Raw genomic sequence first — 23,932 nt, 5'->3', positions numbered from 1 at the left:
AGAAAACTTAAAATAAAATGAAACGAATTGCTTTTTTGGATTATGTGCGCGTATTTGCGTGCTTCTTGGTCATGTTGGTCCATGCCAGCGAGAATTTTTATGGAGCCGCCGGCTCTACGGACATGGCAGGACCGCAGTCTTTCCTTCAGAATGAGGCCGATAGGTTGTGGGTATCAGTTTACGATGGCTTCTCCCGTATGTCTGTGCCTCTGTTCATGATTGTTTCGGCTTACCTGCTTGCACCGATGAAGAAAGGGCAGAGCTGTTGGCAGTTTTATCGCAAACGTTTCCTGCGCATCATGCCGCCGTTCGTCTTTTTCATGGTGCTGTATAGCACGTTGCCCATGTTGTGGGGACAGATGGACGGCGAACAATCTCTGAACGACCTTTCACGTATCTGGCTGAACTTTCCTGCGCTTGCCGGGCACTTCTGGTTCATGTATCCGTTGATAGGTCTTTATCTGTTCATCCCGGTCATCTCACCGTGGCTGGAGAAGGTTTCGGCCAAAGAAGAACGTTTCTTCATCGGACTGTTTCTGATTTCTACTTGTATACCTTTCCTCAACCGTTGGTTTGGTGAGGTATGGGGACAGTGTTTCTGGAACGAATATCACATGTTATGGTATTTTTCGGGTTATTTGGGCTACCTTGTGCTGGCACATTATATCCGCGTGCATCTTACTTGGGGGCGCTCCTTGCGTCTGCGGGTCGGTTTCCTGCTTATGCTGGTCGGCGCGGCGGCTACCATATGGTCGTTCTATGTCCAGGCTGTTCCGGGAGTGGTTCATTCTACGCCGGTCATTGAGGTGGGATGGGCTTTCTGCACCCTTAATTGCGTGGCGTTGACGGCAGGCACATTTTTGTTGTTCGGCTGTATCAGCATTCCGCAGCCTCCGCGCATCATTGCCGAAATGTCTAAACTCAGCTACGGCATGTTCCTTATGCACATTTTCTGGCTTGGCTTGTGGGTGTCGGTGTTTAAGTCTACATTGGGATTGCCCACTGTGGCTGCCATTCCGGTAATAGCGGTATGTACATTTATCAGTTGTTTCGTGGTAACCAAGCTCATCTCGTTGATACCGGGCAGTAAGTGGATTATCGGGTAAGCTCCTTGCGTTCGCTTTCCCGTTGAAGGCTCGGGAGCTGTCAATTGCCTGCTGCTAACCTCACTGTAGTAGGGGTGTAGCATCAGTGCAAAATGGATACATTTTTTTGCTCTGATTATCTGTTGATTCATAAATGGTTATGCTAAGAGGAAAGGAGGTATAATCAAAGACAGATGCGTAATTGATAAGAAAATACCGGAACACCTATGAGGTGCGGTAGTGCGAAGGAAAGAGGTCTTACCGGAAAAGCCGATGAATAGAAAGATTGAGGAAGAAGGTGAAGGCGGTGGAGGATGAAAATACTCTCTCTTTAGCTGAAAAGCTGTGTATTCTGCTTGAAAACGTGTATTTTTGCAAACTGTATGAATGAATGGCAGAATATGAACAAATCCGAAAAGCGAGTATTAGTGGGAATGAGCGGAGGTATAGACAGTACCGCCACTTGCCTGATGTTGAGGGAACAGGGCTATGAGATAGTCGGCCTTACCATGTGGGTGTGGGGAGACGAACCGACGGAAGCCCGCAACCTTGCCGACAGTATGGGAATCGAGCACCATGTGGCAGATGAGCGTGAGGCTTTCCGGCAGATTATCGTTCAAAACTTTATCGATGAATATCGTCGGGGGCGTACTCCCAATCCTTGTGTGATGTGCAACCCGTTATTCAAGTTCCGTATCCTGACGGAGTGGGCCGACAGGCTGGGATGTGCATTCATTGCTACCGGACACTACACCCGTCTGGAGGAACGGAACGGGAAGGTTTACATTGTTGCCGGGGATGATGATAAGAAAGACCAGTCCTATTTCCTTTGGCGACTGGGGCAGGAGGTGTTGAAGCGATGTATCTTCCCGTTGGGAGCCTTCACCAAGATGCAGGTTCGCGAGTATCTTCGTGATAAAGGATATACGCTTAAGGCGGAAGAAGGGGAAAGCATGGAAGTCTGCTTCATCAAGGGCGACTACCGCGACTTCTTGCGCGAGCACTCCCCGGAGATAGACAGCGAGGTGGGGCCGGGATGGTTTGTCAATTCGGAAGGCGTCAAGCTGGGCGGGCACAAAGGATTCCCTTACTACACCATCGGGCAGAGGAAGGGGCTGGAGATTGCTTTGGGCAAACCCGCCTACGTGCTGAAAATCAATCCGCAGAAGAACACCGTGATGCTGGGCGATGCGGAGCAGTTGAAAGCCGGATACATGCTTGCCGAAGAGGAAAAACTGATTGATGAGGCGGAATTCTTTGGCAGTGAAGAGCTTACCGTGCGCATCCGCTACCGCAGCAAACCCATCCCTTGCACCGTGAAGCGCCTGGAGGACGGGCGTCTGCTGGTGCGCTTCTTGTCGGAGGCTTCTGCCATTGCTCCGGGACAGTCTGCCGTGTTCTACGTTGGCCGGCGTGTGGTTGGCGGCTCATTCATCGCTTCCCAACGGGGCATCGGGATGTATATTGCAGAAAATAATAAAAACACAGATATATGAGAAAACTCTTTTTCCTTCTACTTTTCATCTTGGCTGCTGTAGGTGGTGCATCGGCCCGGCAAGACACTTTGAAGTATCGCATCAGCCTGAAGGACAAGGCTGCCACCACGTATTCGCTGGAACATCCGGAAGCGTTCCTCTCTGAAAAGGCGATTGAGCGTCGCCTGAAGCAGAACCTTCCGATAGACTCGACAGACCTTCCGGTATGCCGTAAGTATGTGGATGAGATTCGCAGGCAAGGCGTGAAGATTGTCGTTACCGGCAAGTGGGAGAATTTTGTTACGGTGTCCTGCAACGACTCTGCATTGGTGGAGCGCATTGCCGCCCTGCCTTTTGTCCGGGAGACGGAAAAGGTATGGATAGCTCCCGGAGGTGACGGGCCGTTCATGGCGACAGGACGCGACTCTCTGATAAACCGCCCGAGCGTGCATCCCGACAGCATTTATGGACTGGCTGTCGACCAGATACGGCTGAGCAATGGCGATAAGCTGCACGAAGAAGGCTTCAAGGGACAAGGAATGACGATTGCCGTTATCGACGCGGGTTTCCACAATGCCGACAAGATAACCGCCATGCAGAATATCCGCATCCTGGGTACGAAGGATTTTGTGAATCCCCAATCGGATATATTTGCCGAAAGCAGCCACGGCATGGCGGTGCTCTCGTGCATCGCCATGAACCGTCCCGGTGTCATGACCGGTACGGCTCCCGAAGCTTCTTTCTGGTTGCTGCGCAGCGAAGACGAATACTCCGAGCATCTGGTAGAGCAGGACTACTGGGCTGCGGCTGTGGAATATGCCGATAGCGTGGGAGTGGATGTACTCAATACTTCATTGGGATATTACGCTTTCGATGATAAATCCAAGAATTATAAGCTCCGCAATCTGGATGGGCACCATGCGCTGATGTCACGTCAGGCATCGCGCATAGCCGATAAGGGCATGGTATTGGTATGCAGTGCCGGAAATTCGGGCGCCGGTTCTTGGAAGAAGATTACGCCTCCGGGCGATGCCGAGAATGTGTTGACGGTGGGCGCTGTCGACAAGGAGGCTGTTCTGGCTCCTTTCTCGTCTGTAGGGAATACGGCAGACCATCGGATAAAGCCGGATATTGTAGCTGTCGGGCTGGGTGCCGACGTGATACGCACGGACGGCAACCAGGGAAGGGCGAACGGTACCTCTTTTGCCTCACCCATTATGTGCGGCATGGTGGCCTGCTTGTGGCAGGCTTGCCCCGAACTTACGGCAAAAGAAGTGATAGAATTGGTGCGCCGTTCCGGTGACCGTGCCGATTTTCCCGATAACATCTACGGTTATGGCGTGCCCGATATGTGGAAGGCGTATCAGGATTATCAGCCCGAAAGAAACAAATAGCGGGAACTTCTGTTGGTTTGCCAATAGTGTATTGTCACTTTATCACGGATAAAGTGTTACTTTACTGCGGATAAAGCATTACTTTACTGCGGATAAAGTGCCACTTTATTACGGATAAAATCTTATAAAGTTGTAACTGGTTGAATGATAGCAATATGGAAGCCTTGTCTTTACATGAGTTGAATGCCCTTGTGCGTCGCAGTCTGGAGCAGTGTCTCCCCGATGAGTTTTGGGTGCAGGCGGAGTTGAGCGATGTGCGTACCAACAGTACGGGGCATTGCTATCTGGAATTTGTGCAGAAAGACCCTCGCAGCAACAGCTTGATAGCTAAGGCGAGAGGAACAATCTGGGCAAATGTGTTCCGCCTGCTGAAGCCCTATTTTGAGGAAGCCACGGGGCAGGCGTTTGTTTCGGGCATCAAAGTGCTGGTGCAGGTCACTGTCAACTTCCATGAGCTTTATGGCTACAGCCTTACAGTGCAGGACATAGACCCTACCTATACCTTAGGCGATATGGCACGCCGCCGCAGGGAGATACTGAAACAGCTCGAGGAAGAGGGGGTGCTCACCCTCAATAAGGAACTCGAGATGCCTCGCCTGCCGCAACGTATTGCCGTCATATCCTCACCGACGGCGGCGGGCTATGGTGACTTCTGTCATCAGCTGGGAAACAATTCCCGGGGGTTCTACTTTTATACGGAGCTGTTTCCTGCCTTGATGCAGGGTGACCGTGTGGAGGAGTCTGTCCTTTCTGCTCTCGACCGGGTGAATGCACGCTTGTCCGAGTTTGATGTGGTTGTCATTATTCGCGGTGGAGGCGCCACGTCCGACTTGTCCGGTTTCGATACCTATCTGCTTGCTGCTGCTTGTGCACAGTTTCCGTTACCTATCATAACGGGTATCGGTCACGAGCGGGACGACACGGTGCTGGATTCTGTGGTACATACCCGTGTAAAGACCCCTACGGCCGCCGCCGAGTTCTTGATAGACCTCATGAACAATGCCGCCGATGAACTGGAAATGCTTGTTTCCCGCTTGCATGAGGGGGTCAAGAATCTGTTGCAGCAGGAACAGCGCAAGTTGTCTGTCTGCAAGAACTGGATTCCTTCTGCTTCATACCGTTGCATATCCGATGCAAAAATAGCTTTACTGACTGCGCGGAAAGATGTAGTGCAAGCTGTCACTTCCTATTTGTCCCGCTATCGCCACCGTCTGGAATTGTTGCAGCAGCGCTTGGCAGATGCTTCACCAGAAAAGCTGCTTGCCCGTGGTTACAGCATTACGTTGAAAGATGGGAAAGTTGTGAAAAATGCAGATGAGCTGCAAGCGAATGACGAGATAATGACTTGCCTGCAAAATGGTAAGGTGATCTCAACTGTACATATTTAAGTCACATTCATGCAGTGTTTTGCTGTATTTTGCATTTTATCAATATTACTTAAATCATTTAAAATGAATTAATATGAAAGCACAAAATTTGTTTCGTATGCTGATGCTGATGGTCATGGCATTTAGTTTTATTTCATGTACGGATGAGGATGATAAGGTCGAAGTTTCTCAACTGGTAGGTAAGTGGATTGTGAAAGAACCAGTCCTGCCGGACGATTTTGTGACCAGCTACACGTTTAATGCAGACAAGACCTATGAAGTTTATACCGGAAGCCCGTCATCTAACGGAGTTCCTCTTCGTGGTACTTATATCATAAGTCTTGATAAAAAATTGATTATGTTGTATGATAAAGAGGAACATTATACCGAACAATATCATATTCTGAAACTGACGTCCAAGGAAATGAAGTGGGAGAATGCATCGCCCAAAGACGGGAATTCTGACAAACGGCTTGAGAAGTACAAAGATTAATTAAATTTCAATTATGCCAGCAACAAAGAAAAAAGAAACCTACTCCGAAGCCATGGCGCGTTTGGAGAAAATTGTCAGCCAGATAGACAACAACGAACTGGAGATAGATGTACTTGCCGAAAAGATAAAGGAGGCAAACGGAATTATAGCATTTTGCAGCGATAAATTGACCAAAGCCGACAAGGAAATTGAAAAATTACTGTCGGAGAAGCGAGAATCTGAAGAATAAAAGCTATTTTTGTTGCAAATTGTACGTAATGCAGTAACTAATACTTTGAGATATGAAAGAACTTGATTGGGCTAATCTGCCGTTCGGATATATGAAGACAGATTACAATGTGAGAATTTATTATCGTAACGAACAATGGGGTGAACTGGAAGTTTGCAGTGAGGAAACCATTCCTATGCACATGGCTGCCACTTGTTTGCACTACGGTCAGGAAGCATTTGAAGGTTTGAAAGCTTTTCGTGGTAAAGACGGTAAGGTGCGCATCTTCCGTTTGGAAGAGAATGCGGCGCGTCTGCAGTCCACCTGCCGGGGTATCTTGATGCCGGAGCTTTCTACGGAGCGTTTCAAAGAAGCCATTTTGAAGGTGGTGAAGCTGAACGAGCGTTTCATTCCGCCTTATGAATCGGGTGCTTCTCTGTATATTCGTCCGTTGCTGGTGGGTACCGGTGCACAAGTAGGTGTGCATCCTGCCAGCGAATATCTGTTTGTGGTGTTCGTGACCCCGGTAGGTCCTTACTTTAAGGGTGGATTCTCAACCAATCCGTATGTCATTATCCGCGAATTCGACCGTGCTGCACCGTTGGGTACCGGTACTTATAAGGTAGGTGGTAACTATGCAGCCAGCTTGCGTGCCAATAAGAAAGCGCACGATTTGGGTTATGCCTGCGAGTTCTATCTGGATGCCAAAGAAAAGAAATACATGGACGAGTGTGGTGCTGCCAACTTCTTCGGCATCAAGGACAATACGTATATCACTCCGAAATCCACTTCCATCCTGCCCTCCATCACCAACAAGAGCCTGATGCAGTTGGCAGAGGACATGGGTATGAAGGTAGAGCGTCGTCCGGTTCCTGAAGAAGAGTTGCTGACTTTCGAGGAAGCGGGTGCCTGCGGTACGGCTGCCGTTATCAGCCCCATCGAACGTATTGACGACGTAGAGAACGGTAAGTCATACGTTATTTCCAAAGATGGAAAACCAGGACCGGTATGTACGAAGCTCTACAACAAGCTGCGTGCTATCCAGTATGGCGATGAGCCGGATACTCATGGCTGGGTGACTATCGTTGAATAATTAGAGATTCTCTTGTGTCGTGAAAGTTTCCCGAAACCAAGATGGCACACAGATGACACAGATTAAACGGATGACCACAGATAAAGAGAAAAAAAATAATCTGTGAAAATCTGTCTAATCTGTGTCATCTGTGTGCACTTCTGTTTTCGGGGCATAGCATATATATATAGGACCAAGTAATTATGGGAAAAAACAAGTTAGAGAAGTTTGCTGATATGGCGAGTTATCCGCATGTTTTCGAATATCCGTATTCTGCGGTAGATGATGTACCGTTTGACATGAAAGGGAACTGGCACGGGCAATTTTTCAAGAACGACCATCCTATTGTCCTGGAACTGGGCTGTGGTAGGGGAGAATATACTGTCGGATTGGGACGCATGTTTCCCGACAAGAACTTCATCGGAGTGGATATAAAGGGAGCCCGTATGTGGACGGGAGCTACCGAGTCGCTGCAATCGGAAATGAAGAATGTGGCCTTTCTGCGTACGAATATCGAAATCATCGACCGTTTTTTTGCTTCGGATGAAGTGAGTGAAATCTGGCTCACTTTCTCGGACCCGCAGATGAAGAAGGCGACCAAAAGGCTTACTTCCACTTATTTCATGGAGCGCTACCGCAAGTTCCTGAAGAATGACGGCATAGTCCATCTGAAGACGGACAGCAACTTCATGTTTACCTATACCCGGTACATGATTGAAAGAAACCGGCTGCCGGTGGATGTGATGACGGAAGACTTGTACCACTCCGGCATGGCTGATGAGATACTCAGCATCAAGACCTATTATGAACAACAATGGCTGGATCGTGGTTTGAATATCAAGTACATCAAGTTCCATCTTCCGCAAGCAGGCGAGTTGCAGGAGCCGGATGTGGAGATAGAACTGGATGAGTACCGCAGTTATAACCGTAGCAAGCGTAGCGGACTGCAAACCAGCAAGTGATGCGAATCAGTAGTAGTTTAAGCCACTGATTCGCATAAAAATAGTAAATAGTAAATTGTCAAATAGTAAATGCAATGGCATTATATCCAAAATTAATCCTTGATGCATTGGCAACAGTGCGTTATCCCGGCACCGGAAAGAACCTTGTCGAGGCAGAGATGGTAGCCGATAATATGCGAATTGACGGGATGAAGGTCAGCTTCTCGCTGACGTTTGAGAAACCGACCGATCCTTTCATGAAGTCGATGGTGAAAGCTGCCGAGACAGCTATACACACATATGTCTCTCCCGAAGTGGAGGTTGTGATTACCACAGAGAGCCGCCAGGCGGCGCGACCGGAAGTAGGCAAACTTTTGCCTCAAGTGAAGAATGTTATCGGAGTGTCTTCCGGAAAAGGTGGTGTGGGCAAGTCTACGGTTGCTGCCAACCTTGCTGTATCTTTGGCAAAGTTGGGTTACAAGGTAGGGCTGCTGGATGCAGATATTTTCGGGCCTTCCGTTCCTAAGATGTTCCAAGTGGAAGATGCCCGTCCTGTGGCGGAGAACATTGGTGGACGTGATTTAATTGTTCCGATAGAGAAGTATGGCATCAAGCTGCTTTCCATCGGTTTCTTTGTCGACCCCGATCAGGCCACCTTGTGGCGTGGAGGCATGGCAAGCAATGCTTTAAAGCAACTGATTGGTGATGCCGACTGGGGAGAACTGGATTATTTCCTTATTGACCTTCCTCCCGGAACGAGTGACATTCACTTGACCGTGGTGCAGACCTTGGCGCTGACGGGGGCTATCGTTGTCAGCACACCGCAGGCTGTGGCACTGGCAGATGCACGCAAAGGCATCAATATGTTCACCAATGACAAAGTGAATGTGCCTATCCTCGGTTTGGTAGAGAATATGGCTTGGTTTACACCTGCCGAACTGCCGGAGAATAAATACTATATTTTCGGTAAAGAAGGAGCCAAGAGGTTGGCGGAAGAGATGAATGTACCGTTGCTGGGGCAGATACCTATTGTACAGAGCATCTGTGAGAGTGGTGATAAGGGCACTCCGGTTGCTTTGGATGAGAATACAGTGACCGGGCGTGCGTTCCTGCAACTGGCTGCTGCCGTAGTCCGTCAGGTAGACCGCAGAAATATGGAAATGGCGCCGACACGGATTGTGGAAGTGCATAAATAAACATGGATATTTTCCTTATGAAAAAGGAGCAATTGCCCGTCGCCGGGTAACTGCTCCTTTTTCATTTAAACTTGTTTAGAGAGAAAATTAGTTTATTTAGTTGGAGTAACAGTGGCATTCTGGACAGCAGGGTTTTTCTCCGGTTCTTGCAGACGGAACATGATGGGGACTGTATATTTTACGTTTACAGCTTGTCCTCTTTGCATGCCGGGCTTCCACTTGGGCATGATGGTAGTCAGACGGATTGCTTCAGCGTCCAGCAGTGGGTCGGCACCACGGATTACTCTGGGGCATATGATGTTCCCTTCTTTATCCACTATAAACTGTATGACCACTCTTCCCTGAATCTTAGCTTTTTGTGCAGCTACCGGATATTTGATGTTTTTACTGATGAATGCCATCATTGCAGACATGCCGCCGGGATATTCCGGCATTTTTTCTACGACTTCGAAAACGGTTACTTCCTCCGGGTAGGTTGTCTCTTCGGGAGCGTAACCCACTACTACCATTTCATCTATCTTGTTTTCAATGGGAGCATACTTAACTTGTGTATTGTCTTCTGTCAGACGGAACATCACGGGAACTGTATATTTTACTCGTACGGCTTCTCCTTTTTGTGTACCGGGTTTCCATTTGGGCATGACACTGACTACGCGCACGGCTTCTTTGTCCAACTCAGGGTCAACACCACGAAGCACTTTCGCATTGGCGATGCTACCGTCTTTTTCCACCACGAATTGTACGGTTACCCGCCCTTGTGTACCTTTCTTCATGGCTGCTTCCGGATACTTGATGTTCTTTTTCAAATATTCCATCAGTGCTGACATTCCTCCGTCGGGGAATTCGGGCATGTGTTCTACTACCTCGAAAATACCATTCGCATCGGGGGCGAGTGTAGGTGGGGTGTACTGATGCTCATCCATGTTGATGGTGCGTGTGGTTTCTCCTTGAGAGAGAACAAAAATGAAGTTGTTCCCGGTTTGGGAGGTGGCATACATCGTGGCATGTTTCAGTCCGTTCATGTCTAAGGTGATGTCGGTCTTTCCATCTCCTCCGGTCTTGAAGTTCAGTTGCTTTCCCGCCAGCGTGGTTTGGATTTTTACGTTCGGCACAACTTTCCCTTGCTTGTCTATTATGGTGACGTGGAAGGTCGTTTCGCCTTTCTGTTCAAGATTTATAATACTGAGGGGCAGCTCTTCTATTGCCGTTAGGGTGGGCATCCATATCTCGGAAGTCCGTGCCACGGTTTCGATATTGCTGACAATCATAAGTAAGGCCGCTAAAGGAAGGAACATCAAATATTTGGTTCTTCCTATTTCTTTTGTTCTCTTTTTGTTCATCATCTTGATGCGTTTTTTTAGAGGTAAAACATTGAAACTGTTATAGATATTTGCTGCAGCCTTTTGATGTGACAATCCTAACAAATGGTACTGGTAGGTTTTGGAGTCATAGCCGTTTTCCAATACGCGGGCGTCGGCCATATATTCCAGATTGGTACGGATTTCCCGTTTCATGAGCCAGGCAAAGGGATTGTACCAGCAGAAAATGCACACCAGTTCACTGATGATGACATCAATGGAGTGCCATTGCCGGGCGTGTGTCTGCTCATGGGTCAATATTTCGTTGAACTCCTCTTCCGTATGCGAGGACGGATGGATAAAAATCCAGTGGAAAAAAGAGAAAGGCCCGTCTGCCTTGGGAAGCAGATGTATACTTGTGTTGCCTATTTGTATCTTGCGGCATCGGCATGCCAGGCGAATGATGCCTGCCAGTTGCACGACGAGGCGTATCATCAGCAATGCCGCTATTCCCCAATAGGCGATATTGGCATATTCTGAAAGGATGCTTTTCCAGTCGGTCGGAGCCGCTTCGGTGCCTACTGTGAGTTCCGGCAGTACAACGCTGGCATAGAGGTCTGCCATGGCTACCATCGGTTCCTGCTCCGTAATCCACGTTTGTATGTTCAGCAAAGGTACGGCGGCGGAAACGGCAAAGAAACAGAGCAGTGCGGTTCTGCGCCAGCCGAAAAACGTGTCTTTGTAGAAGAATAGCCGATAGAATGCATAAAACAGTACTATCGCTACGTTCACTTTCAGAAAATAGGCTAACATGTTTACTCCTTTCCTTTCTCTATCATATCTATAATGTCTTTCAGGTCATTGGCCGAAATCTTCTGGTCTTTGGCGAAGAACGAAACCATTTCCTTATAAGAATTTTCAAAGTAGTTGCGCACAAAACCGCTCATAAAGGTACGTTTGTATTCGCTTTCGCGTATAAGCGGAGTATACTGGTAGGTGTTGCCTACACGTGCGGCACGGATATACTGCTTGCGCTCCAGGTTTTTCACAATAGATGCTACTGTTGTGTAGGGAGGCGCCGGTTTGGGGTATTTGGCAACAATGTCTTTTACGAAGCAACTGCCCAGTTCCCAAATGTACAACATTGCTTCTTCTTCTTGTATCGTTAACTTTTCCATGGATAAAGTATTTAAATGAATTCAATGCAAATCTACGAATATTTCGTAAAGTAGCATCAAACAGTGAGTTAATTAATCTAAATGCGTTTACTGTATGTATATTCTTTTGTCTGATTGAAAAGAACATGGCTGTTGATAATCTTCTTTTGGTTAAGATTATCTATCTTTGCAGAAGAAGCGAAGACTGGCGGCACCTCAGCATAAAAAATGAACGGGTTCATTTTATTCTGCATTCGGTTTGCGCTGTCTTTGTTGCAATGAATTCTTTTACCTTAAATAAAGCAGAAATATGGGAACAGTTAAATCGTTGTTGCTGGGAATGTGCTTCGTATTGGGTGCATGCACAAGCCAGACTTCTACTGTGCAAACCACAGAGAAGGGAACTCAATGGGAATGGCAGAATGGTACCATTGTTGTCAAGACTCCCGAGCGTCCGGCAGGACAAAAGAGTGTATTGGGACTGACTACTCCGAAGCTGGAGGCAGTCCGTGTGGGTTTTGTTGGTCTGGGTATGCGTGGTCCCGGAGCAGTGGAACGTTTCACTTATATTCCGGGTACGCAGGTAGTGGCTCTTTGTGATTATGAAGAGGCCCGTGCAGATAAATGTCAGGAGCTCTTGAAGAAGGCATCCATGCCCAAAGCCGCCGTCTATTCCGGTGATAAGGGATACGAGGAACTCTGCAAACGTGATGACATAGACTTGGTTTATATTGCTGCGGACTGGCTGCATCACTTCCCCGTTGCCAAGTGTGCGCTGGAGAACGGAAAGAATGTAGCGATAGAAGTACCTTCGGCCATGAACCTGCAGGAATGCTGGGATTTGATTAACCTGAGTGAGTCTACCCGCAAGCATTGCTTCATCTTGGAGAACTGCTGTTATGACTGGTTCGAGATGAATACGCTGAACATGGCGCAGCATGGCGTATTCGGTGAGGTTATCCGTGCACAAGGTGCTTATATACATAATTTGAGCCCGTTTTGGGACCATTACTGGAAGAATGGAGAAAATGACAAGTTGGGCTGGCGTTTGGACTACAACATGAAGCATCGCGGTGACGTGTATGCCACCCACGGCCTTGGTCCGGTGGCGCAAGCACTGGATATTCACCGTGGTGACCGTATGGAAACGCTGGTAGCCATGGATACCAAGTCTGTGGTAGGCAAGGAGCTGGTAGAGAAAAGAACCGGTGAGGAGTGCAAGGAGTTCCGTAACGGTGACCATACCACGACCATGATTCGTACAGCCAATGGAAAGGTGATTGAGATTCAGCACAATGTAATGACACCACAGCCTTATAACCGTTTGTATCAGCTTACGGGTACCAAGGGATTCGCCAACAAATATCCGGTAGAAGGGTATGCGCTTGACGCTGACCAGCTGAGTGCATCGGGCGTTCAGCCCAAAGTGGATGATTTGAATTCACACGGTTTCCTGCCGGAGACGGAGATGGAGGCACTCGTGGAGAAATACCAGCATCCCATTTTAAAGAAGTACGGTGAGATGGCGAAGGAAGTAGGAGGTCATGGTGGCATGGACTTCGTGATGGACAGCCGTCTGGTATATTGCCTGCAAAACGGTCTTCCTTTGGATATGGATGTATACGACCTTGCTGAGTGGTGCTGCCTTGCAGAATTGGGAGAACTTTCTATGGACAACGGTTGTGCGGCTGTGGCATTCCCCGATTTCACCCGTGGTGAATGGAATGTGGTGAAGGGCTACAAGCATGCATATGCAACTCCGGAAGAGGAAGCGGCTGCTATGGAGAAGGCAAAGGCATTTACTGCTAAACTGAAAGAGCAGGGAGCCAAGGAATGGGCTGAAAAGTAATAGCGGTATACTGATAAAACAAAAAAACAGCAGGTGATAAGCCTGCTGTTTTTTTGTTTTATCAGTTTGTCATTTAGTCACTTTCAGCAACTCTTCCTTCATCTTCTCTACTCCCGGAAAGCCGGTTTGTCTGAACGTGGTGTTTCCTTCGCGGTCTACAATCAGATAAGTCGGTACCCCTTCTATCTTGAATGCGTCCGATAGGTATTTCCATTGGGCATCCGTCAGGCGGAAGTGTTCGCCGTGGATGTCGGGAATCATATTCTCCCAGGTCTTCAAGGGGGAGGTTTCACCGGTGATGTACAGATATACGATATCCTTGTCTTTCAGTTCCTCCTTCATGGGGGCCATCATCTTGTTTGCCATACGGCATGGACCGCACCAGGTGGCCCAGAAATCTACTAACAATACTTTTCCTTTGAATTTGCTGATGATGGAAGTAAACAAATCTTCGTTGCTGACGTTGGCGTCCACTTGGTTGATGGTGTAACCCGTCTTTTTCTTGTTGGCTTCGAGCTGTGCAAGCAACTCGTCATTGGCGGCAGTCAGCATTTCGCGGTATGCGGCGGGCATGGCGGCAACGGTGGCCTTTTGCTCGTCGGTGAGCGGGGTGAAGTTCTTGATACCCCGGTAGAGGGTGACATTACGGGCTATATCGAAGAAGATACCTTTGTCGGTTCCCCAGGCTTTGGCCAATTCTCCACTCCGTTCGACATTCCTTGAAGCCATTTGTACATACTGGTTGGACAAGACTGCCTGCGGCACATTCAATATACTCATATCTTCGTCGGACACGTAGTTGGCGGGTACTTTCCGGGCAAGTTCCTGATAGTAGTTGTTTGCTTCCTCCCGTTTGATGAGATTGGCGTGTAGGGCAGCCGATGTCAAGATGCTGGCAACGGAAGACAGCATGGCATTTGTAATCAGTTTGTTATTGATAGTCAAAAGTTGTCGGGTAGAAGCACTACAAGGCAACTTGTCTATTGCTTCTTGTGTTTCGCCGGATATTTGGAGTACGTATGCTTTGGCTGCATCAATATCCTTGCCGGCCAGTGCAGCTATGTTTTGATAGAGCTTGTCTTGCATGTCGATGCCGGGGTGGTTTCCGTTCAACTCTTGTGTCACGGTTTCCAGCGGCCCGTTGATGTATACCATTTCTCCATAGGGTTTCCCCTCGCTGTGGAATTTAGATTTGCGTCGGGAAGCTTCGCGTAGATTGACGTATATTTCTGTTGTCTTGCCCGGTTCCATGAAGAATTGGAGCATATGTTCTCTGCCCAGATACATGGTACATGGGGTAGTGCCGGGCAACGTTACTTCTTTGGTGAAACTGCCGTCAGGCTGGATGTCGAGTGGTATGTCCGTGATGTCTCCTTTGATATTCTCCCACACGGCAATACTGATTGGCATTCCCATATTGGGGCGTGAATCCAGGAGTTTTCCTTTCAGCATGGCTTTTCCGTATTGGATGGCCGGTTCGGGAAGTTCGGCATTAGGGTCGGCTTTGTGCACTACGGCGTTCTGGGGAAGTGCCAGTTCCGGCAGTTTCTTGCTTTTCAGTTGTATTCCCCAGATGCTGAATCCGTTTTCCACCTTTTCGCCTTCGGTGAAGTCGAAGGAGGTAGCATTGTCGGATAGGGGAGGAAAGACCAGTTGGAATTCCGCTTCGCCCGATTCGGGCATCCAGAATTCCTTGCCTGGTGTGATGCCTATGCCGGAACGCAGTTGGTAGGTTTCTCCGTTATTGTCTGTCAAGTAGCTGTCGGGTGCAATCTGTATCCAGTTCTTGGGACGGTACTTAGCATAGATATGGAGCACGGTTGCCGTGTCACTGATGACTACTTTACTCACTTCGATGGAAGTCGTGTTTCTTACGATAAACGGTGGTTGGTCAATCACTCGGTTTTTGGCTTGCAGGGTACAGCAGATACACAGTAGGAAGCCTGCTAAGATGAAATGGATGTGTCTCATATGAATTGTTTTTTGCGAAATTACGAATGTTTCGTAAAGAAACAAGCATGTGGGAGTTAATTGATGTAAAATGCTCCTATTTCTCCATTTTTCAAAGAAACCTTGTATCTTTGCAACCTGAAGTTACGAAAAGAGTGTAATTTATTGAAAATGAGCGTAGGTTAATTGCTCTTGATAGTAATAGGTTACGATTTAGTTAGTTATCTACTGCATTATCCTTCTGCGCGTCGCGTAACCTTCAAAGAACTCTTTGTATGCAAAAGTAGCTATTTTATCCGAGATTTTGATATAAACTCCCGGATTTTTTATCACCTCATTCATTAGTTTTTCCGTAAAAGCGGTATTGTTCGTCGGAACACCATTGCCCAAAACGAGTTTAGAACAAACGTGTGCCGACTACCGCATAGCCAGAGAAAAGGGCATTGCCTCACGCCTAAACGATGTTTAGACTGATGAAGCAATGCCCCTTTCTTTTGCGTCTATGCCAAGAGGTGCTTTTACGGGCTACCAGATGATTTTTCTTTTTTAGCTGTTTTTTGTGCCGGAAGCGGAAAGTGAATGCAGAGAGTGTCAGCCTGCCCCATAAATGAAACAAGCGGCCACACACAGCGGGCAATCCGGGAAGAATGATTGTTGCCACCCGGCTGGACAAGTCCCGTCGGATCGGAAAACAATCATACTCCCTTTGTTGTGGTTTGCCCTTTTCACGCTTCCGGTGATGTCTTTTTCCTTTTGGTGATTCCTTTTTTACGGATTTTCCCCTGAAGTTTTTTCTACCCAATCTGCCTCTGGTTTCGTTTACCTCCATTTTGCGCCTTTCAGTGAGCCGCATCAGTCAGTCATTTTCGTTCAGGGCGCAAAGGTAATTCCGGGATTGGACGGGAAAGCAAGGTCAAGCCTCCTGTTTTCTGCGGAAATCTCCAGCCCTTCGGGTAGTATTTCCCCGAAAAACCTTGCATTCCCTAATCCCTACCTTTTCAAGCACCCGAAACGAAAACGACCGATGCGACAGAAAGACGCATAAAAAAAATGTCGGATAAACGAGAGGCAGATAAGATAGTTTGAAACTCAACTCCCTCAGCTCTTGAATCCGCATAAAAAACAAAAAAATCAAAAACAGCGAAGATATGACGGCAACGGCAAATTTCAGACAAGTGGCGCAATACATCGGGTTGGCGATATGCGGCTTGATGATGCGCACCGCCTTCGGGGTGTTCGGCATCCTTTGGGACATCATCAGAGAGATTATAAACGGAGTGTTCCGAGTGGCGATAGGTGTAATCGTGGCTATCCTTTCCACCATTGCCTACTTCGGCTTCATCCTTTGGTTATTCACCCTTTAACCCTTACCGACATGGCAAAGAGAAACAGCAAGACGGTAGCGCAGCAGTGCAGATATTACGAGGTGGACAACATCTTCGTGTATATGGTGGAAACGTACATCAACGGTAATTTTGAAACTTTCCGAAGATTGTACCACGAACTGAACAAGGACACACGGAGGGACTTCATGGACTTCCTTCTCAGCGAGGTAGAGCCGACCTATTGGAGAGAGAGACTTAAACAGACAATCTAAAAACGACAGCGATATGAAAGGAACAGACCATTTCAAAAGAACGATACAAATGTATCTGGAACAGCGGGCGGAGGAAGATACGCTCTTTGCGAAGAAGTACCGCAACCCTGCCAAAAACATAGACGAGTGCGTGACCCACATTCTGAACTATGTGCAGAAAAGCGGTTGCAGCGGCTTCACGGACGGAGAGATATTCGGGCAAGCCATCCACTACTATGAGGAAAACGAGATAGAGGTGGGCAAACCTATGAACTGCCAAGTGGTGGTGAACCATGTTGTGGAACTCACGGAAGAGGAAAAGGCGGAGGCACGTCAGAACGCAGCTCGCAGATACCAAGAGGAGGAACTCCGCAAGTTGCAAAACCGCAACAGACCGCCAGCGAGAAAAGTAACCCAATCCCAACCCTCATTATTTGATTTAGGCTTATGAAACCGAAGACCAAGATACAGAAAAAGGTGGCAAGACTTTCAGCCAACCTTCGCCCCATATCAGCGACACAAATAGATTGGGCATACCGCCACTGTATTGAACATATCGGCTACCGCACCAAGAAAGGGAACATTACCTGCTCCGACTGCGGTCACGAGTGGTACAGCAACAGCGTACTGTGCGACACCCTTGAAGGCTGTACCTGCCCCAAATGCTATGCCAAACTCAAAGTGCAGGACACACGCAAACGTATCTACAAGGAAACGCAGTATTTCAGCGTGATAACCACCTGCAAAGGCTATCAGGTAATCCGTGTGGCGCAGGTCAGATGCGAGAGCAGGAAAGGCGAGCCGATGCACTTCTATTGCCACGAGGTTGTGCAGCGTTGGATTTCACCCGACGGTAAGGTTACGGACATGGCGTTGCTCCGTGGCTTCACATTCTATTACTGCGATGTATGGGCATTGTGCAGCGCGATGGAGATAAGACCGCACAACAGCCTATACGATGATGTTGTGGCAAGAAGCTGTGCATATCCTAAGATGAGGGTATTACCCCAACTCAGACGCAACGGCTTCAAGGGCGATTTCCACGGCATTTCCCCCGTGCGTCTTTTCAAAGCCTTGCTTTCAGACCCAAGAATTGAAACCCTTATGAAAGGCGATGAGATTGAGGTCATGAAACACTTTCTTTTCAATGCCCGTACTGCCGATGAATGCTGGGCATCATATCTGATTGCCAAGCGTCACAAGTATCGGATAGACAACTTCTCCATGTGGTGCGACTATCTGCGTATGCTCAACAAACTCGGTCAAGACCTCCGCAACCCGAAGAACATCTGCCCCGAAGATTTCATGGCGGCACACGACAACGCAACTCGAAAGATTGAAGCCATACACGAGAAGGAACGGGCCGAACAACGCCGCCGCTGGGAGATTGAAAGGCGTGAGCGTGAACAACAGCGGCAACTGCAAAGGGAAAAAGATGCGGAGGATTTCATTGCCAACAAATCCAAATTCTTCGGATTGGTAATCACTGACGAGGAAATAATCGTCAAGGTACTTGAAAGCATAGACGAGTATTACAGCGAGGGCAAGGCACAGAACATCTGCGTGTTCGGCAGTGAATACTACAAGAAAGCCGACACCCTCATACTCTCGGCAAGGATTGGCGGTGAGATAATTGAAACCGTAGAGGTGGATTTGCGGACACTCAAGGTGGTGCAGTGCCACGGCAAGTACAACCAAGACACCGAATACCACGAGCGCATCATAGACCTTGTGAACAAGAACGCCAACCTTATCCGTGAGCGGATGAAAGCGGCATAGCATAAACCCTAAAACAACATTGATATGGAAGTAAGAATCGAAAGCATGATTTGTGTGTGGGACGATAAAATCCCCACCTTGTTCCTTGAATTTGTAAATCTCCTCACTCTCTCAACAAGTGAGGAGGGATTAAGAAAGAGCGTAAAGGAGTTTGCCGAGAAGCACGAACTTGACAAGTTTTTCCTTTACGGCTTCGGCTCTCACCATTTCTACCTGCACCAACGCTACACGAGCAACCCCGAAATAGTGATGAAGAACAGAGTTCTGTCAGTACATTTTTAATCATCTAAAAAGCAACATTATGGCAACACGAATGACCATCAACGGAGTAAGCACCTGTACGGAAGCAGGGACGGAGAAATATGAGCGTTTCCAATCGGGTATCGGCAGACGCAAGCGGACACTTGTGCAGTACGACTACCGCCATACGGACGGAGAACTGTTCACTTGTGTCAAACCCACATTGGACGAGTGCCGAACCGCAAGGAACAAGTGGCTGAACGCAAAGCAGGGAAAGGAGGGCAACCGATGAACACGACCTATCAAACGCTGATAGTCAAATTCAGCGAACCTATCGCGGCATTGGACGGTATCTTTGACGATGCCCAAGCGTGGGGAACGGACACCCTCAAAGGGTGGATAGATGATTACGAAAGCACACGTTTCACCGCCACCGACAGCCATACGGCAGTCATCACGAGCGAGTACAATATGGAGTGTGTGAAGGAGTGGCTGCAACGGCAGACACCCATTGCCGAGATGCGAGAATTTTGAACAAGTTGGCGGTGTCCGCACCGCCAGCACTTAAAACCCTAAAAACAACGAATATGATAGCACAGACGATATTACAGCAGATAGGTGGAAAACGCTTTACCGCCATGACAGGTAGCCGAGATTACATCAATATGGGCAACGGCTTACGGATGAGCCTTGCAAGGAACAAGACAAGTGCCAACCGCCTTGACATCATCTATGATGCGGGGGCAGATCTCTACAATATGCGCTTCTACCGCAGGACATTCAGCAAAAAGACATTCGAGTGCAGGACGAAGGACATTGCCGTACACGAGGGTATCTATTTTGATATGCTGGAGGAAATGTTCACGATGGTGACGGGACTTTACACACGCTTTTAAGAAGAGGAACGGGCGGTAAAATCGCCGCCCGCTACTTTTGTCAGTGAGCAGTGGGCGGCACAAAAGTAGCAAAAAGCCCAAGTTCCAATCTGTGATACAATTTACAAAAACAAGTTTTAATCATGGAAGCAATCAGACAGAACGGAAAAATCATCTTGCACAGCAACGACGGCATAAGCATAAAGATGATTTTCAGAAACCTTACGGGAAGGAATTTTCAAGGTCAGGAGTATGCGGACTATATTAGCCACATCGCAATTGGGAGCATGGGGTTTACGCCCGGTAGCATTGAGCATTGCAGGGACGGTGGCGTGATAGACACGGGAACAATCCCGAATGTATGAAAAGCGGAAAATCCAATGAAGTTGGCGGCTTCATCGGATTTTTCCGAAATAATCATTAAGTATTTTAATTTTGAAATGTTTTTTGTAAGAATGTTAGTAGTTTAGACATATCTTCCTTTCGATATATCATTTCACAAACTTTTTGAACAAATACATTTTCTTCTATTCCTTGTTCTTTTAAGTTTTTAATGAGGTAATTATAAAACGCCTTGTCGTCATTCTTTTTGATTAAACTATCCACCACTTCTTTTAGTGATTTAACTTTGAAAAAACGGTCACCTATTTCCTTGAAAAAATCAGCATCTTTATTTACAATAATTTTTTCATGTAGGTATTTTTCCAAACTATGTATTGGCAGAAAATTTATTGTTAAATTAGTATATAATCCCTTTTGCTTATATAGTTGTTCAAAATCCGGTTTTACATCACCATCAAGAACACTTAATACTTTTGTTCCAACCCCTGCTAAATTTGACTTACAAATATCATCTTGCATTTTTAACACATTCTCCCAACCACCACTTGGTAGAATATTAATCAATTTACTTTTATACAAGGCATTTTCATCAATTATATTCTCCAATATATATTTAGCCAACACATCCTCTACTAAAATAAGAAAATCGTATCCCGAATGTTGATAAATATCTCGTGTTGCATATGATGGATAACATGGATTTACAATAGCGATATTATCCAACTCCTTTTGTAAATGAAAAATATTTGAAGGCTTTATTTTCCTAAGTAATTCTATTGAATGACTTGAAAAATATATAGCAAGATTATACTCTGTAGCCAATTTTTGCAAAAAATCAACTAACCTCATGATTGCAGATGGATGCAATGCTAATTCAATTTCATCTATCAATATAAGCCGTACATCTTCAGACTTTGCAGGGCGAACAATGACAACATTCAACATATGCAATAAGCTAATCAACATATTTTCTCCTGCACTCATACAAAACTGATTAACTATTCCATTAGTTCCTTCAATGAAATATGGAATTCCTTTGAACGCTTTAAGTTGTGCTAATGTTCTATTTTTAATGCGTTTAAGATTTGTATAGAAATCATAATTTCCATGCAAAATATAACTTAAATTGCGCGAAACAAACGAATCTGCATCAGTTAAAATTGTATTATTAACTCTTTCAGCTTTTAGTAATGTATCATAATTTGCATCTATAAAACGCATTCCATGTATTATGCTACCTTCATAAAAACCTTTTAGAGATATTATATCAGTTGAACTACAACTCCATCCTCTACTGGCTTTTGTCCAAGAATTTTCTTTTCCATCATAGGATATTGTGATTTTACTATTAGATGAATAATCATGAGGTTGAAAAACATTGAATGCAGAGTTACGTACAACCTTAGAAATGACTGTCATGATAGTACTTTTGCCTGTTCCATTAGCTCCAGTTATAGCATAAAGTCCTGTTTCTATTGGTAGATTTAACTCAATATTATTGATGTTCTTTAATTGTTCTATTTTTATATTTAATTTATTATTCATAATTGTTCTGTCTTTGGACGCAAAATTAGGCATTTTATACTGAATGACAAAATGTTATCATAAAATAATACAACTAAAGTAATATTGAGGTGATACATAATTACCCCTGCTCTTGAATTATAAAACAGAGGTAATTATTTTTTTTACGAATTTTGCATCAATCACGGGATATACAGCAGCGCAAACTCCACCTTTCTCCGTGTGAGCAGCATGGCATGGCGTTTTCCCTTGTAACTGCAAAAAGCAATATATTCATGGTAGATGTTCCTGTCGCCAGCCTCCAACTTCTTTATCAAGGTGCTTTTGGGGATTGTCTTGCTACCCAAAAGCCGGTATGGACCCACGTTGTAGGCAAGCGTGGCGAGTAAAAGGCTGTCTTTCCCGAACTGCCGGAACATCGCGCAGAACTTCCGCAAGTCTTTCCGCAGAAGCACGTCCGCCTGCCGCTTCGTCATGGTTCGTGCCGAATATCTTTCGTCCGGCAGAATTTTGTGACCCCAACCCACGTATGGGTGGTGTTTTTCCGAGTGCCAGCCCTCAAAATATTTCGTGCAGCACACCGCCCTCTCGAAAAGTGGCAAACGGTAGATTGCCGCCTGCCCGTCCATTCCCTCTCGGCGGCTGATCCGTGCGGACACGGAACAGACCGCCATAAGCGAACAGAGCATTACCATGAATACACGCATCATTTCAGCAAGGGGCTGAAGTTGCCGATGGGAACGATGGTCAAACCGTCATCCTTTACATTCCGGTTGTTGAAGTCAAATTCCAGCTCGAAGGAGTTGCCGAAGTTGTCCTCCACCACCACAATAAAGTTGTGCGCCTCTTCGCCCTCCGCCGTGTAGTACAGGCGGAACTTTTCGTTCTCCAGCAGGTAGCGGTCGTTGGGCAGGAAGGTGATGCCGTTATCCATTTTCAACTTTCCTTCTCCCTCAAACTGAAAATAGCGGATGGTATAAAGCGTGTTAGCGAAGTCGCCCTCCTTTTTCAGTTCACAGCGGATTTCCACCGTCTGCCCCTTTGTCACCTTGTTCGGCACGGGCATGACCTCCACCGTGAAGGGATAGGACTGTTGGATGTCCATGTCGTCATCGCACGACACGAGGGTGAATGACACAGCGGCTATCAGGCATAACGCCACCACCTTAAAGATGTTTGTACTCTTGTTTCTGTTGTTCAGTATGTTCATTGTTCTTCGATTTTTAGATGATTGTTTTTCTGTTTTTTCGTTGTCCGTTGCAGGTACTCATTCAAGTCCTTGCAACCGTCATAGAGGGAGGAACGGTCGGCGACACGCGCCCCATACCGTTTGGCAAGAGCGTCAAGCGTCCGCCGTCCGGCTTCGTCACGGTCAAGGAAGCATCCGATGCGCCCGTAGCCGTCCAGCAATTCCGCCGCCTTCTCCACGTTGGCGACAGAGTTCAGAACAAGGCAGTCAGCGTTACCGGTTACGCCAAGCGTCACAGCGGAGAGAAAGTCCATGAAGCCCTCAAACACGAGGCACTCGTCAGCCGGGATTTCCTTCGTCCTTGCCAAAGACACATCTTTTGGCGGGATGCACCCCTTGAAAAATCGGCTTCGGACTTCATATCCACCTGCCATATTCAGGAAACCGACAGCAAAATACCGTTTTCCACGCACACTGTAGTTCAGACGGCAACAGTGACGGGATGTGATGGCGATGGGTATGCCACGTTCCGCCAGATAGTCCGTCAACGGTGAGCGAAGTAACGGAGCGACCTCCACATCCTCAAAGACGGGTTCGGTCGGCTTCGGGAGATAGGCGGGCTTTTCCCATCCGGCAACCGTCATATTGGCGGCTTCCGCTATGAACTTCGCTTGCTTCATGAAGTCATCGCTTTGCAGAAACTCCCCGGCAAGCGTGAAGATGTCGCCGCCCTTGCCCAAACCGAAGTCGTACCAGAGCTGTTTCGCCACGTTCACACGGAAAGAGGGTGTGCGCTCGCCCCTGTACGGGGCAAGATACCACAGCTCGTTACTGCTCCTTCTAACAGGCTCATGCCCCAGCCGTGCGAGAAAATCCGTAAGCGGCATCCTTCTGACAGCATCTATTTCCGTCCTTTCCATGC

The 23,932-nt window shown here is 47.2% G+C and carries 26 protein-coding genes and 1 pseudogene; 19 read left to right on the top strand and 8 right to left on the bottom strand.

What is annotated here, in order from left to right:
* The first annotated feature begins 17 nt into the window (after positions 1 to 17).
* The 9 genes from DW800_RS08510 (at position 18) to DW800_RS08470 (ending at position 9,231) form a co-directional block, all read left to right on the top strand.
* Entirely contained in the window at positions 18 to 1,106 is a 1,089-nt protein-coding gene (locus DW800_RS08510) for an acyltransferase (protein WP_087331524.1), read from the top strand.
* A 380-nt stretch (positions 1,107 to 1,486) separates the two neighbouring features.
* On the top strand, positions 1,487 to 2,581 hold the full coding sequence (mnmA, locus tag DW800_RS08505) for a tRNA 2-thiouridine(34) synthase MnmA (protein WP_119957983.1): 1,095 nt from the start codon (positions 1,487 to 1,489) through the stop codon (positions 2,579 to 2,581).
* Positions 2,578 to 3,954, top strand: a complete 1,377-nt coding sequence (locus DW800_RS08500; RefSeq protein ID WP_005833416.1) for a S8 family peptidase — start codon at positions 2,578 to 2,580, stop codon at positions 3,952 to 3,954. Before mnmA ends, DW800_RS08500 begins: the two co-directional genes overlap by 4 nt.
* A gap of 155 nt (positions 3,955 to 4,109) precedes the next feature.
* Positions 4,110 to 5,342, top strand: coding sequence for an exodeoxyribonuclease VII large subunit (gene xseA, locus DW800_RS08495; RefSeq protein ID WP_057281565.1), 1,233 nt, complete (start codon positions 4,110 to 4,112; stop codon positions 5,340 to 5,342).
* Between the two features lie 73 nt (positions 5,343 to 5,415).
* On the top strand, positions 5,416 to 5,814 hold the full coding sequence (locus DW800_RS08490) for a lipocalin family protein (RefSeq protein ID WP_044468265.1): 399 nt from the start codon (positions 5,416 to 5,418) through the stop codon (positions 5,812 to 5,814).
* Between the two features lie 13 nt (positions 5,815 to 5,827).
* A complete protein-coding gene (gene xseB / locus DW800_RS08485) occupies positions 5,828 to 6,043 on the top strand; it encodes an exodeoxyribonuclease VII small subunit (RefSeq protein WP_044468264.1) in 216 nt (71 codons plus the stop codon).
* 52 nt (positions 6,044 to 6,095) lie between these two features.
* Positions 6,096 to 7,115: a branched-chain amino acid aminotransferase gene (locus DW800_RS08480; protein ID WP_016273137.1), complete on the top strand. Its 1,020-nt coding sequence runs from the start codon at positions 6,096 to 6,098 to the stop codon at positions 7,113 to 7,115.
* Positions 7,116 to 7,297: 182 nt separating this feature from the next.
* Positions 7,298 to 8,056 carry a tRNA (guanosine(46)-N7)-methyltransferase TrmB gene (gene trmB, locus DW800_RS08475; RefSeq protein WP_016273136.1) on the top strand — a complete coding sequence of 253 codons (759 nt, stop codon included), beginning with the start codon at positions 7,298 to 7,300 and terminating at the stop codon, positions 8,054 to 8,056.
* Between the two features lie 74 nt (positions 8,057 to 8,130).
* Entirely contained in the window at positions 8,131 to 9,231 is a 1,101-nt protein-coding gene (locus DW800_RS08470) for an Mrp/NBP35 family ATP-binding protein (RefSeq protein ID WP_016273135.1), read from the top strand.
* A gap of 92 nt (positions 9,232 to 9,323) precedes the next feature.
* On the opposite strand, the gene DW800_RS08465 is transcribed toward DW800_RS08470, so the two are convergent.
* Positions 9,324 to 11,342: a M56 family metallopeptidase gene (locus DW800_RS08465; protein WP_117703920.1), complete on the bottom strand. Its 2,019-nt coding sequence runs from the start codon at positions 11,340 to 11,342 to the stop codon at positions 9,324 to 9,326.
* 2 nt (positions 11,343 to 11,344) lie between these two features.
* Complete coding sequence (locus DW800_RS08460; RefSeq protein ID WP_005829755.1) at positions 11,345 to 11,707, bottom strand: BlaI/MecI/CopY family transcriptional regulator; 363 nt, start codon at positions 11,705 to 11,707, stop codon at positions 11,345 to 11,347.
* A gap of 289 nt (positions 11,708 to 11,996) precedes the next feature.
* Between DW800_RS08460 and DW800_RS08455 the strand changes: the two genes are divergently transcribed.
* The gene (locus DW800_RS08455; protein WP_005829763.1) at positions 11,997 to 13,535 is read left to right on the top strand and encodes a Gfo/Idh/MocA family protein; all 1,539 of its coding nucleotides are present in this window, start codon (positions 11,997 to 11,999) and stop codon (positions 13,533 to 13,535) included.
* Between the two features lie 69 nt (positions 13,536 to 13,604).
* Here DW800_RS08455 and DW800_RS08450 read toward each other — a convergent pair whose 3' ends face one another.
* Complete coding sequence (locus tag DW800_RS08450) at positions 13,605 to 15,506, bottom strand: TlpA family protein disulfide reductase (protein WP_117703921.1); 1,902 nt, start codon at positions 15,504 to 15,506, stop codon at positions 13,605 to 13,607.
* Between the two features lie 271 nt (positions 15,507 to 15,777).
* Positions 15,778 to 15,967: pseudogene (locus DW800_RS20120) on the bottom strand (hypothetical protein).
* Positions 15,968 to 16,633: 666 nt separating this feature from the next.
* On the opposite strand from DW800_RS20120, the gene DW800_RS08430 reads away from it, so the two are divergent.
* The 9 genes from DW800_RS08430 (at position 16,634) to DW800_RS08390 (ending at position 20,320) form a co-directional block, all read left to right on the top strand.
* Positions 16,634 to 16,849, top strand: coding sequence for a hypothetical protein (locus DW800_RS08430; protein WP_002560959.1), 216 nt, complete (start codon positions 16,634 to 16,636; stop codon positions 16,847 to 16,849).
* Positions 16,850 to 16,860: 11 nt separating this feature from the next.
* Positions 16,861 to 17,082, top strand: a complete 222-nt coding sequence (locus tag DW800_RS08425) for a hypothetical protein (RefSeq protein ID WP_002560960.1) — start codon at positions 16,861 to 16,863, stop codon at positions 17,080 to 17,082.
* A gap of 13 nt (positions 17,083 to 17,095) precedes the next feature.
* Entirely contained in the window at positions 17,096 to 17,512 is a 417-nt protein-coding gene (locus DW800_RS08420) for a PcfK-like family protein (protein ID WP_002560961.1), read from the top strand.
* Complete coding sequence (locus DW800_RS08415) at positions 17,509 to 18,840, top strand: PcfJ domain-containing protein (protein WP_002560962.1); 1,332 nt, start codon at positions 17,509 to 17,511, stop codon at positions 18,838 to 18,840. The genes DW800_RS08420 and DW800_RS08415 overlap by 4 nt, the downstream gene beginning before the upstream one ends.
* 24 nt (positions 18,841 to 18,864) lie before the next feature.
* The gene (locus DW800_RS08410; RefSeq protein WP_002560963.1) at positions 18,865 to 19,122 is read left to right on the top strand and encodes a hypothetical protein; all 258 of its coding nucleotides are present in this window, start codon (positions 18,865 to 18,867) and stop codon (positions 19,120 to 19,122) included.
* A gap of 19 nt (positions 19,123 to 19,141) precedes the next feature.
* Positions 19,142 to 19,372, top strand: coding sequence for a DUF3873 domain-containing protein (locus DW800_RS08405; protein ID WP_002560964.1), 231 nt, complete (start codon positions 19,142 to 19,144; stop codon positions 19,370 to 19,372).
* On the top strand, positions 19,369 to 19,614 hold the full coding sequence (locus tag DW800_RS08400) for a DUF6956 domain-containing protein (RefSeq protein ID WP_002560965.1): 246 nt from the start codon (positions 19,369 to 19,371) through the stop codon (positions 19,612 to 19,614). Before DW800_RS08405 ends, DW800_RS08400 begins: the two co-directional genes overlap by 4 nt.
* Positions 19,615 to 19,667: 53 nt before the next feature.
* Positions 19,668 to 19,976, top strand: a complete 309-nt coding sequence (locus DW800_RS08395; protein ID WP_002560966.1) for a hypothetical protein — start codon at positions 19,668 to 19,670, stop codon at positions 19,974 to 19,976.
* 122 nt (positions 19,977 to 20,098) lie between these two features.
* Complete coding sequence (locus DW800_RS08390; RefSeq protein ID WP_004356138.1) at positions 20,099 to 20,320, top strand: hypothetical protein; 222 nt, start codon at positions 20,099 to 20,101, stop codon at positions 20,318 to 20,320.
* 64 nt (positions 20,321 to 20,384) lie between these two features.
* On the opposite strand, the gene DW800_RS08385 is transcribed toward DW800_RS08390, so the two are convergent.
* From DW800_RS08385 to DW800_RS08370, 4 genes are all read right to left on the bottom strand, one after another.
* Positions 20,385 to 21,842, bottom strand: a complete 1,458-nt coding sequence (locus tag DW800_RS08385; RefSeq protein ID WP_002560968.1) for an ATP-dependent nuclease — start codon at positions 21,840 to 21,842, stop codon at positions 20,385 to 20,387.
* A gap of 161 nt (positions 21,843 to 22,003) precedes the next feature.
* On the bottom strand, positions 22,004 to 22,531 hold the full coding sequence (locus tag DW800_RS08380) for a glycoside hydrolase family protein (protein ID WP_002560969.1): 528 nt from the start codon (positions 22,529 to 22,531) through the stop codon (positions 22,004 to 22,006).
* Complete coding sequence (locus tag DW800_RS08375) at positions 22,528 to 23,031, bottom strand: DUF3872 domain-containing protein (RefSeq protein ID WP_002560970.1); 504 nt, start codon at positions 23,029 to 23,031, stop codon at positions 22,528 to 22,530. Before DW800_RS08375 ends, DW800_RS08380 begins: the two co-directional genes overlap by 4 nt.
* Entirely contained in the window at positions 23,028 to 23,930 is a 903-nt protein-coding gene (locus tag DW800_RS08370; RefSeq protein ID WP_002560971.1) for a toprim domain-containing protein, read from the bottom strand. Before DW800_RS08370 ends, DW800_RS08375 begins: the two co-directional genes overlap by 4 nt.
* Positions 23,931 to 23,932: the final 2 nt, after the last annotated feature.

It is taken from the genome of Bacteroides sp. AM32-11AC, assembly GCF_003603515.1.
In the GTDB taxonomy this organism is placed as follows: domain Bacteria; phylum Bacteroidota; class Bacteroidia; order Bacteroidales; family Bacteroidaceae; genus Bacteroides; species Bacteroides uniformis.
This window is presented reverse-complemented; position numbering and strand designations above follow the sequence as displayed.

Excerpts from the sequence above, each read along its gene's own strand:
- xseB (WP_044468264.1), top strand. The coding sequence starts at position 5,828 with ATGCCAGCAACAAAGAAAAAAGAAACCTACTCCGAAGCCATGGCGCGT.
- DW800_RS08470 (WP_016273135.1), top strand. The coding sequence starts at position 8,131 with ATGGCATTATATCCAAAATTAATCCTTGATGCATTGGCAACAGTGCGT.
- DW800_RS08455 (WP_005829763.1), top strand. The coding sequence starts at position 11,997 with ATGGGAACAGTTAAATCGTTGTTGCTGGGAATGTGCTTCGTATTGGGT.
- DW800_RS08380 (WP_002560969.1), bottom strand. The coding sequence starts at position 22,531 with ATGATGCGTGTATTCATGGTAATGCTCTGTTCGCTTATGGCGGTCTGT.
- DW800_RS08490 (WP_044468265.1), top strand. The coding sequence starts at position 5,416 with ATGAAAGCACAAAATTTGTTTCGTATGCTGATGCTGATGGTCATGGCA.
- DW800_RS08420 (WP_002560961.1), top strand. The coding sequence starts at position 17,096 with ATGAAAGGAACAGACCATTTCAAAAGAACGATACAAATGTATCTGGAA.
- trmB (WP_016273136.1), top strand. The coding sequence starts at position 7,298 with ATGGGAAAAAACAAGTTAGAGAAGTTTGCTGATATGGCGAGTTATCCG.
- DW800_RS08425 (WP_002560960.1), top strand. The coding sequence starts at position 16,861 with ATGGCAAAGAGAAACAGCAAGACGGTAGCGCAGCAGTGCAGATATTAC.
- DW800_RS08410 (WP_002560963.1), top strand. The coding sequence starts at position 18,865 with ATGGAAGTAAGAATCGAAAGCATGATTTGTGTGTGGGACGATAAAATC.
- DW800_RS08370 (WP_002560971.1), bottom strand. The coding sequence starts at position 23,930 with ATGGAAAGGACGGAAATAGATGCTGTCAGAAGGATGCCGCTTACGGAT.
- DW800_RS08385 (WP_002560968.1), bottom strand. The coding sequence starts at position 21,842 with ATGAATAATAAATTAAATATAAAAATAGAACAATTAAAGAACATCAAT.
- xseA (WP_057281565.1), top strand. The coding sequence starts at position 4,110 with ATGGAAGCCTTGTCTTTACATGAGTTGAATGCCCTTGTGCGTCGCAGT.
- DW800_RS08415 (WP_002560962.1), top strand. The coding sequence starts at position 17,509 with ATGAAACCGAAGACCAAGATACAGAAAAAGGTGGCAAGACTTTCAGCC.
- DW800_RS08375 (WP_002560970.1), bottom strand. The coding sequence starts at position 23,031 with ATGAACATACTGAACAACAGAAACAAGAGTACAAACATCTTTAAGGTG.
- DW800_RS08450 (WP_117703921.1), bottom strand. The coding sequence starts at position 15,506 with ATGAGACACATCCATTTCATCTTAGCAGGCTTCCTACTGTGTATCTGC.
- mnmA (WP_119957983.1), top strand. The coding sequence starts at position 1,487 with ATGAACAAATCCGAAAAGCGAGTATTAGTGGGAATGAGCGGAGGTATA.
- DW800_RS08390 (WP_004356138.1), top strand. The coding sequence starts at position 20,099 with ATGGAAGCAATCAGACAGAACGGAAAAATCATCTTGCACAGCAACGAC.
- DW800_RS08430 (WP_002560959.1), top strand. The coding sequence starts at position 16,634 with ATGACGGCAACGGCAAATTTCAGACAAGTGGCGCAATACATCGGGTTG.
- DW800_RS08510 (WP_087331524.1), top strand. The coding sequence starts at position 18 with ATGAAACGAATTGCTTTTTTGGATTATGTGCGCGTATTTGCGTGCTTC.
- DW800_RS08500 (WP_005833416.1), top strand. The coding sequence starts at position 2,578 with ATGAGAAAACTCTTTTTCCTTCTACTTTTCATCTTGGCTGCTGTAGGT.
- DW800_RS08400 (WP_002560965.1), top strand. The coding sequence starts at position 19,369 with ATGAACACGACCTATCAAACGCTGATAGTCAAATTCAGCGAACCTATC.
- DW800_RS08460 (WP_005829755.1), bottom strand. The coding sequence starts at position 11,707 with ATGGAAAAGTTAACGATACAAGAAGAAGAAGCAATGTTGTACATTTGG.
- DW800_RS08480 (WP_016273137.1), top strand. The coding sequence starts at position 6,096 with ATGAAAGAACTTGATTGGGCTAATCTGCCGTTCGGATATATGAAGACA.
- DW800_RS08405 (WP_002560964.1), top strand. The coding sequence starts at position 19,142 with ATGGCAACACGAATGACCATCAACGGAGTAAGCACCTGTACGGAAGCA.
- DW800_RS08395 (WP_002560966.1), top strand. The coding sequence starts at position 19,668 with ATGATAGCACAGACGATATTACAGCAGATAGGTGGAAAACGCTTTACC.
- DW800_RS08465 (WP_117703920.1), bottom strand. The coding sequence starts at position 11,342 with ATGTTAGCCTATTTTCTGAAAGTGAACGTAGCGATAGTACTGTTTTAT.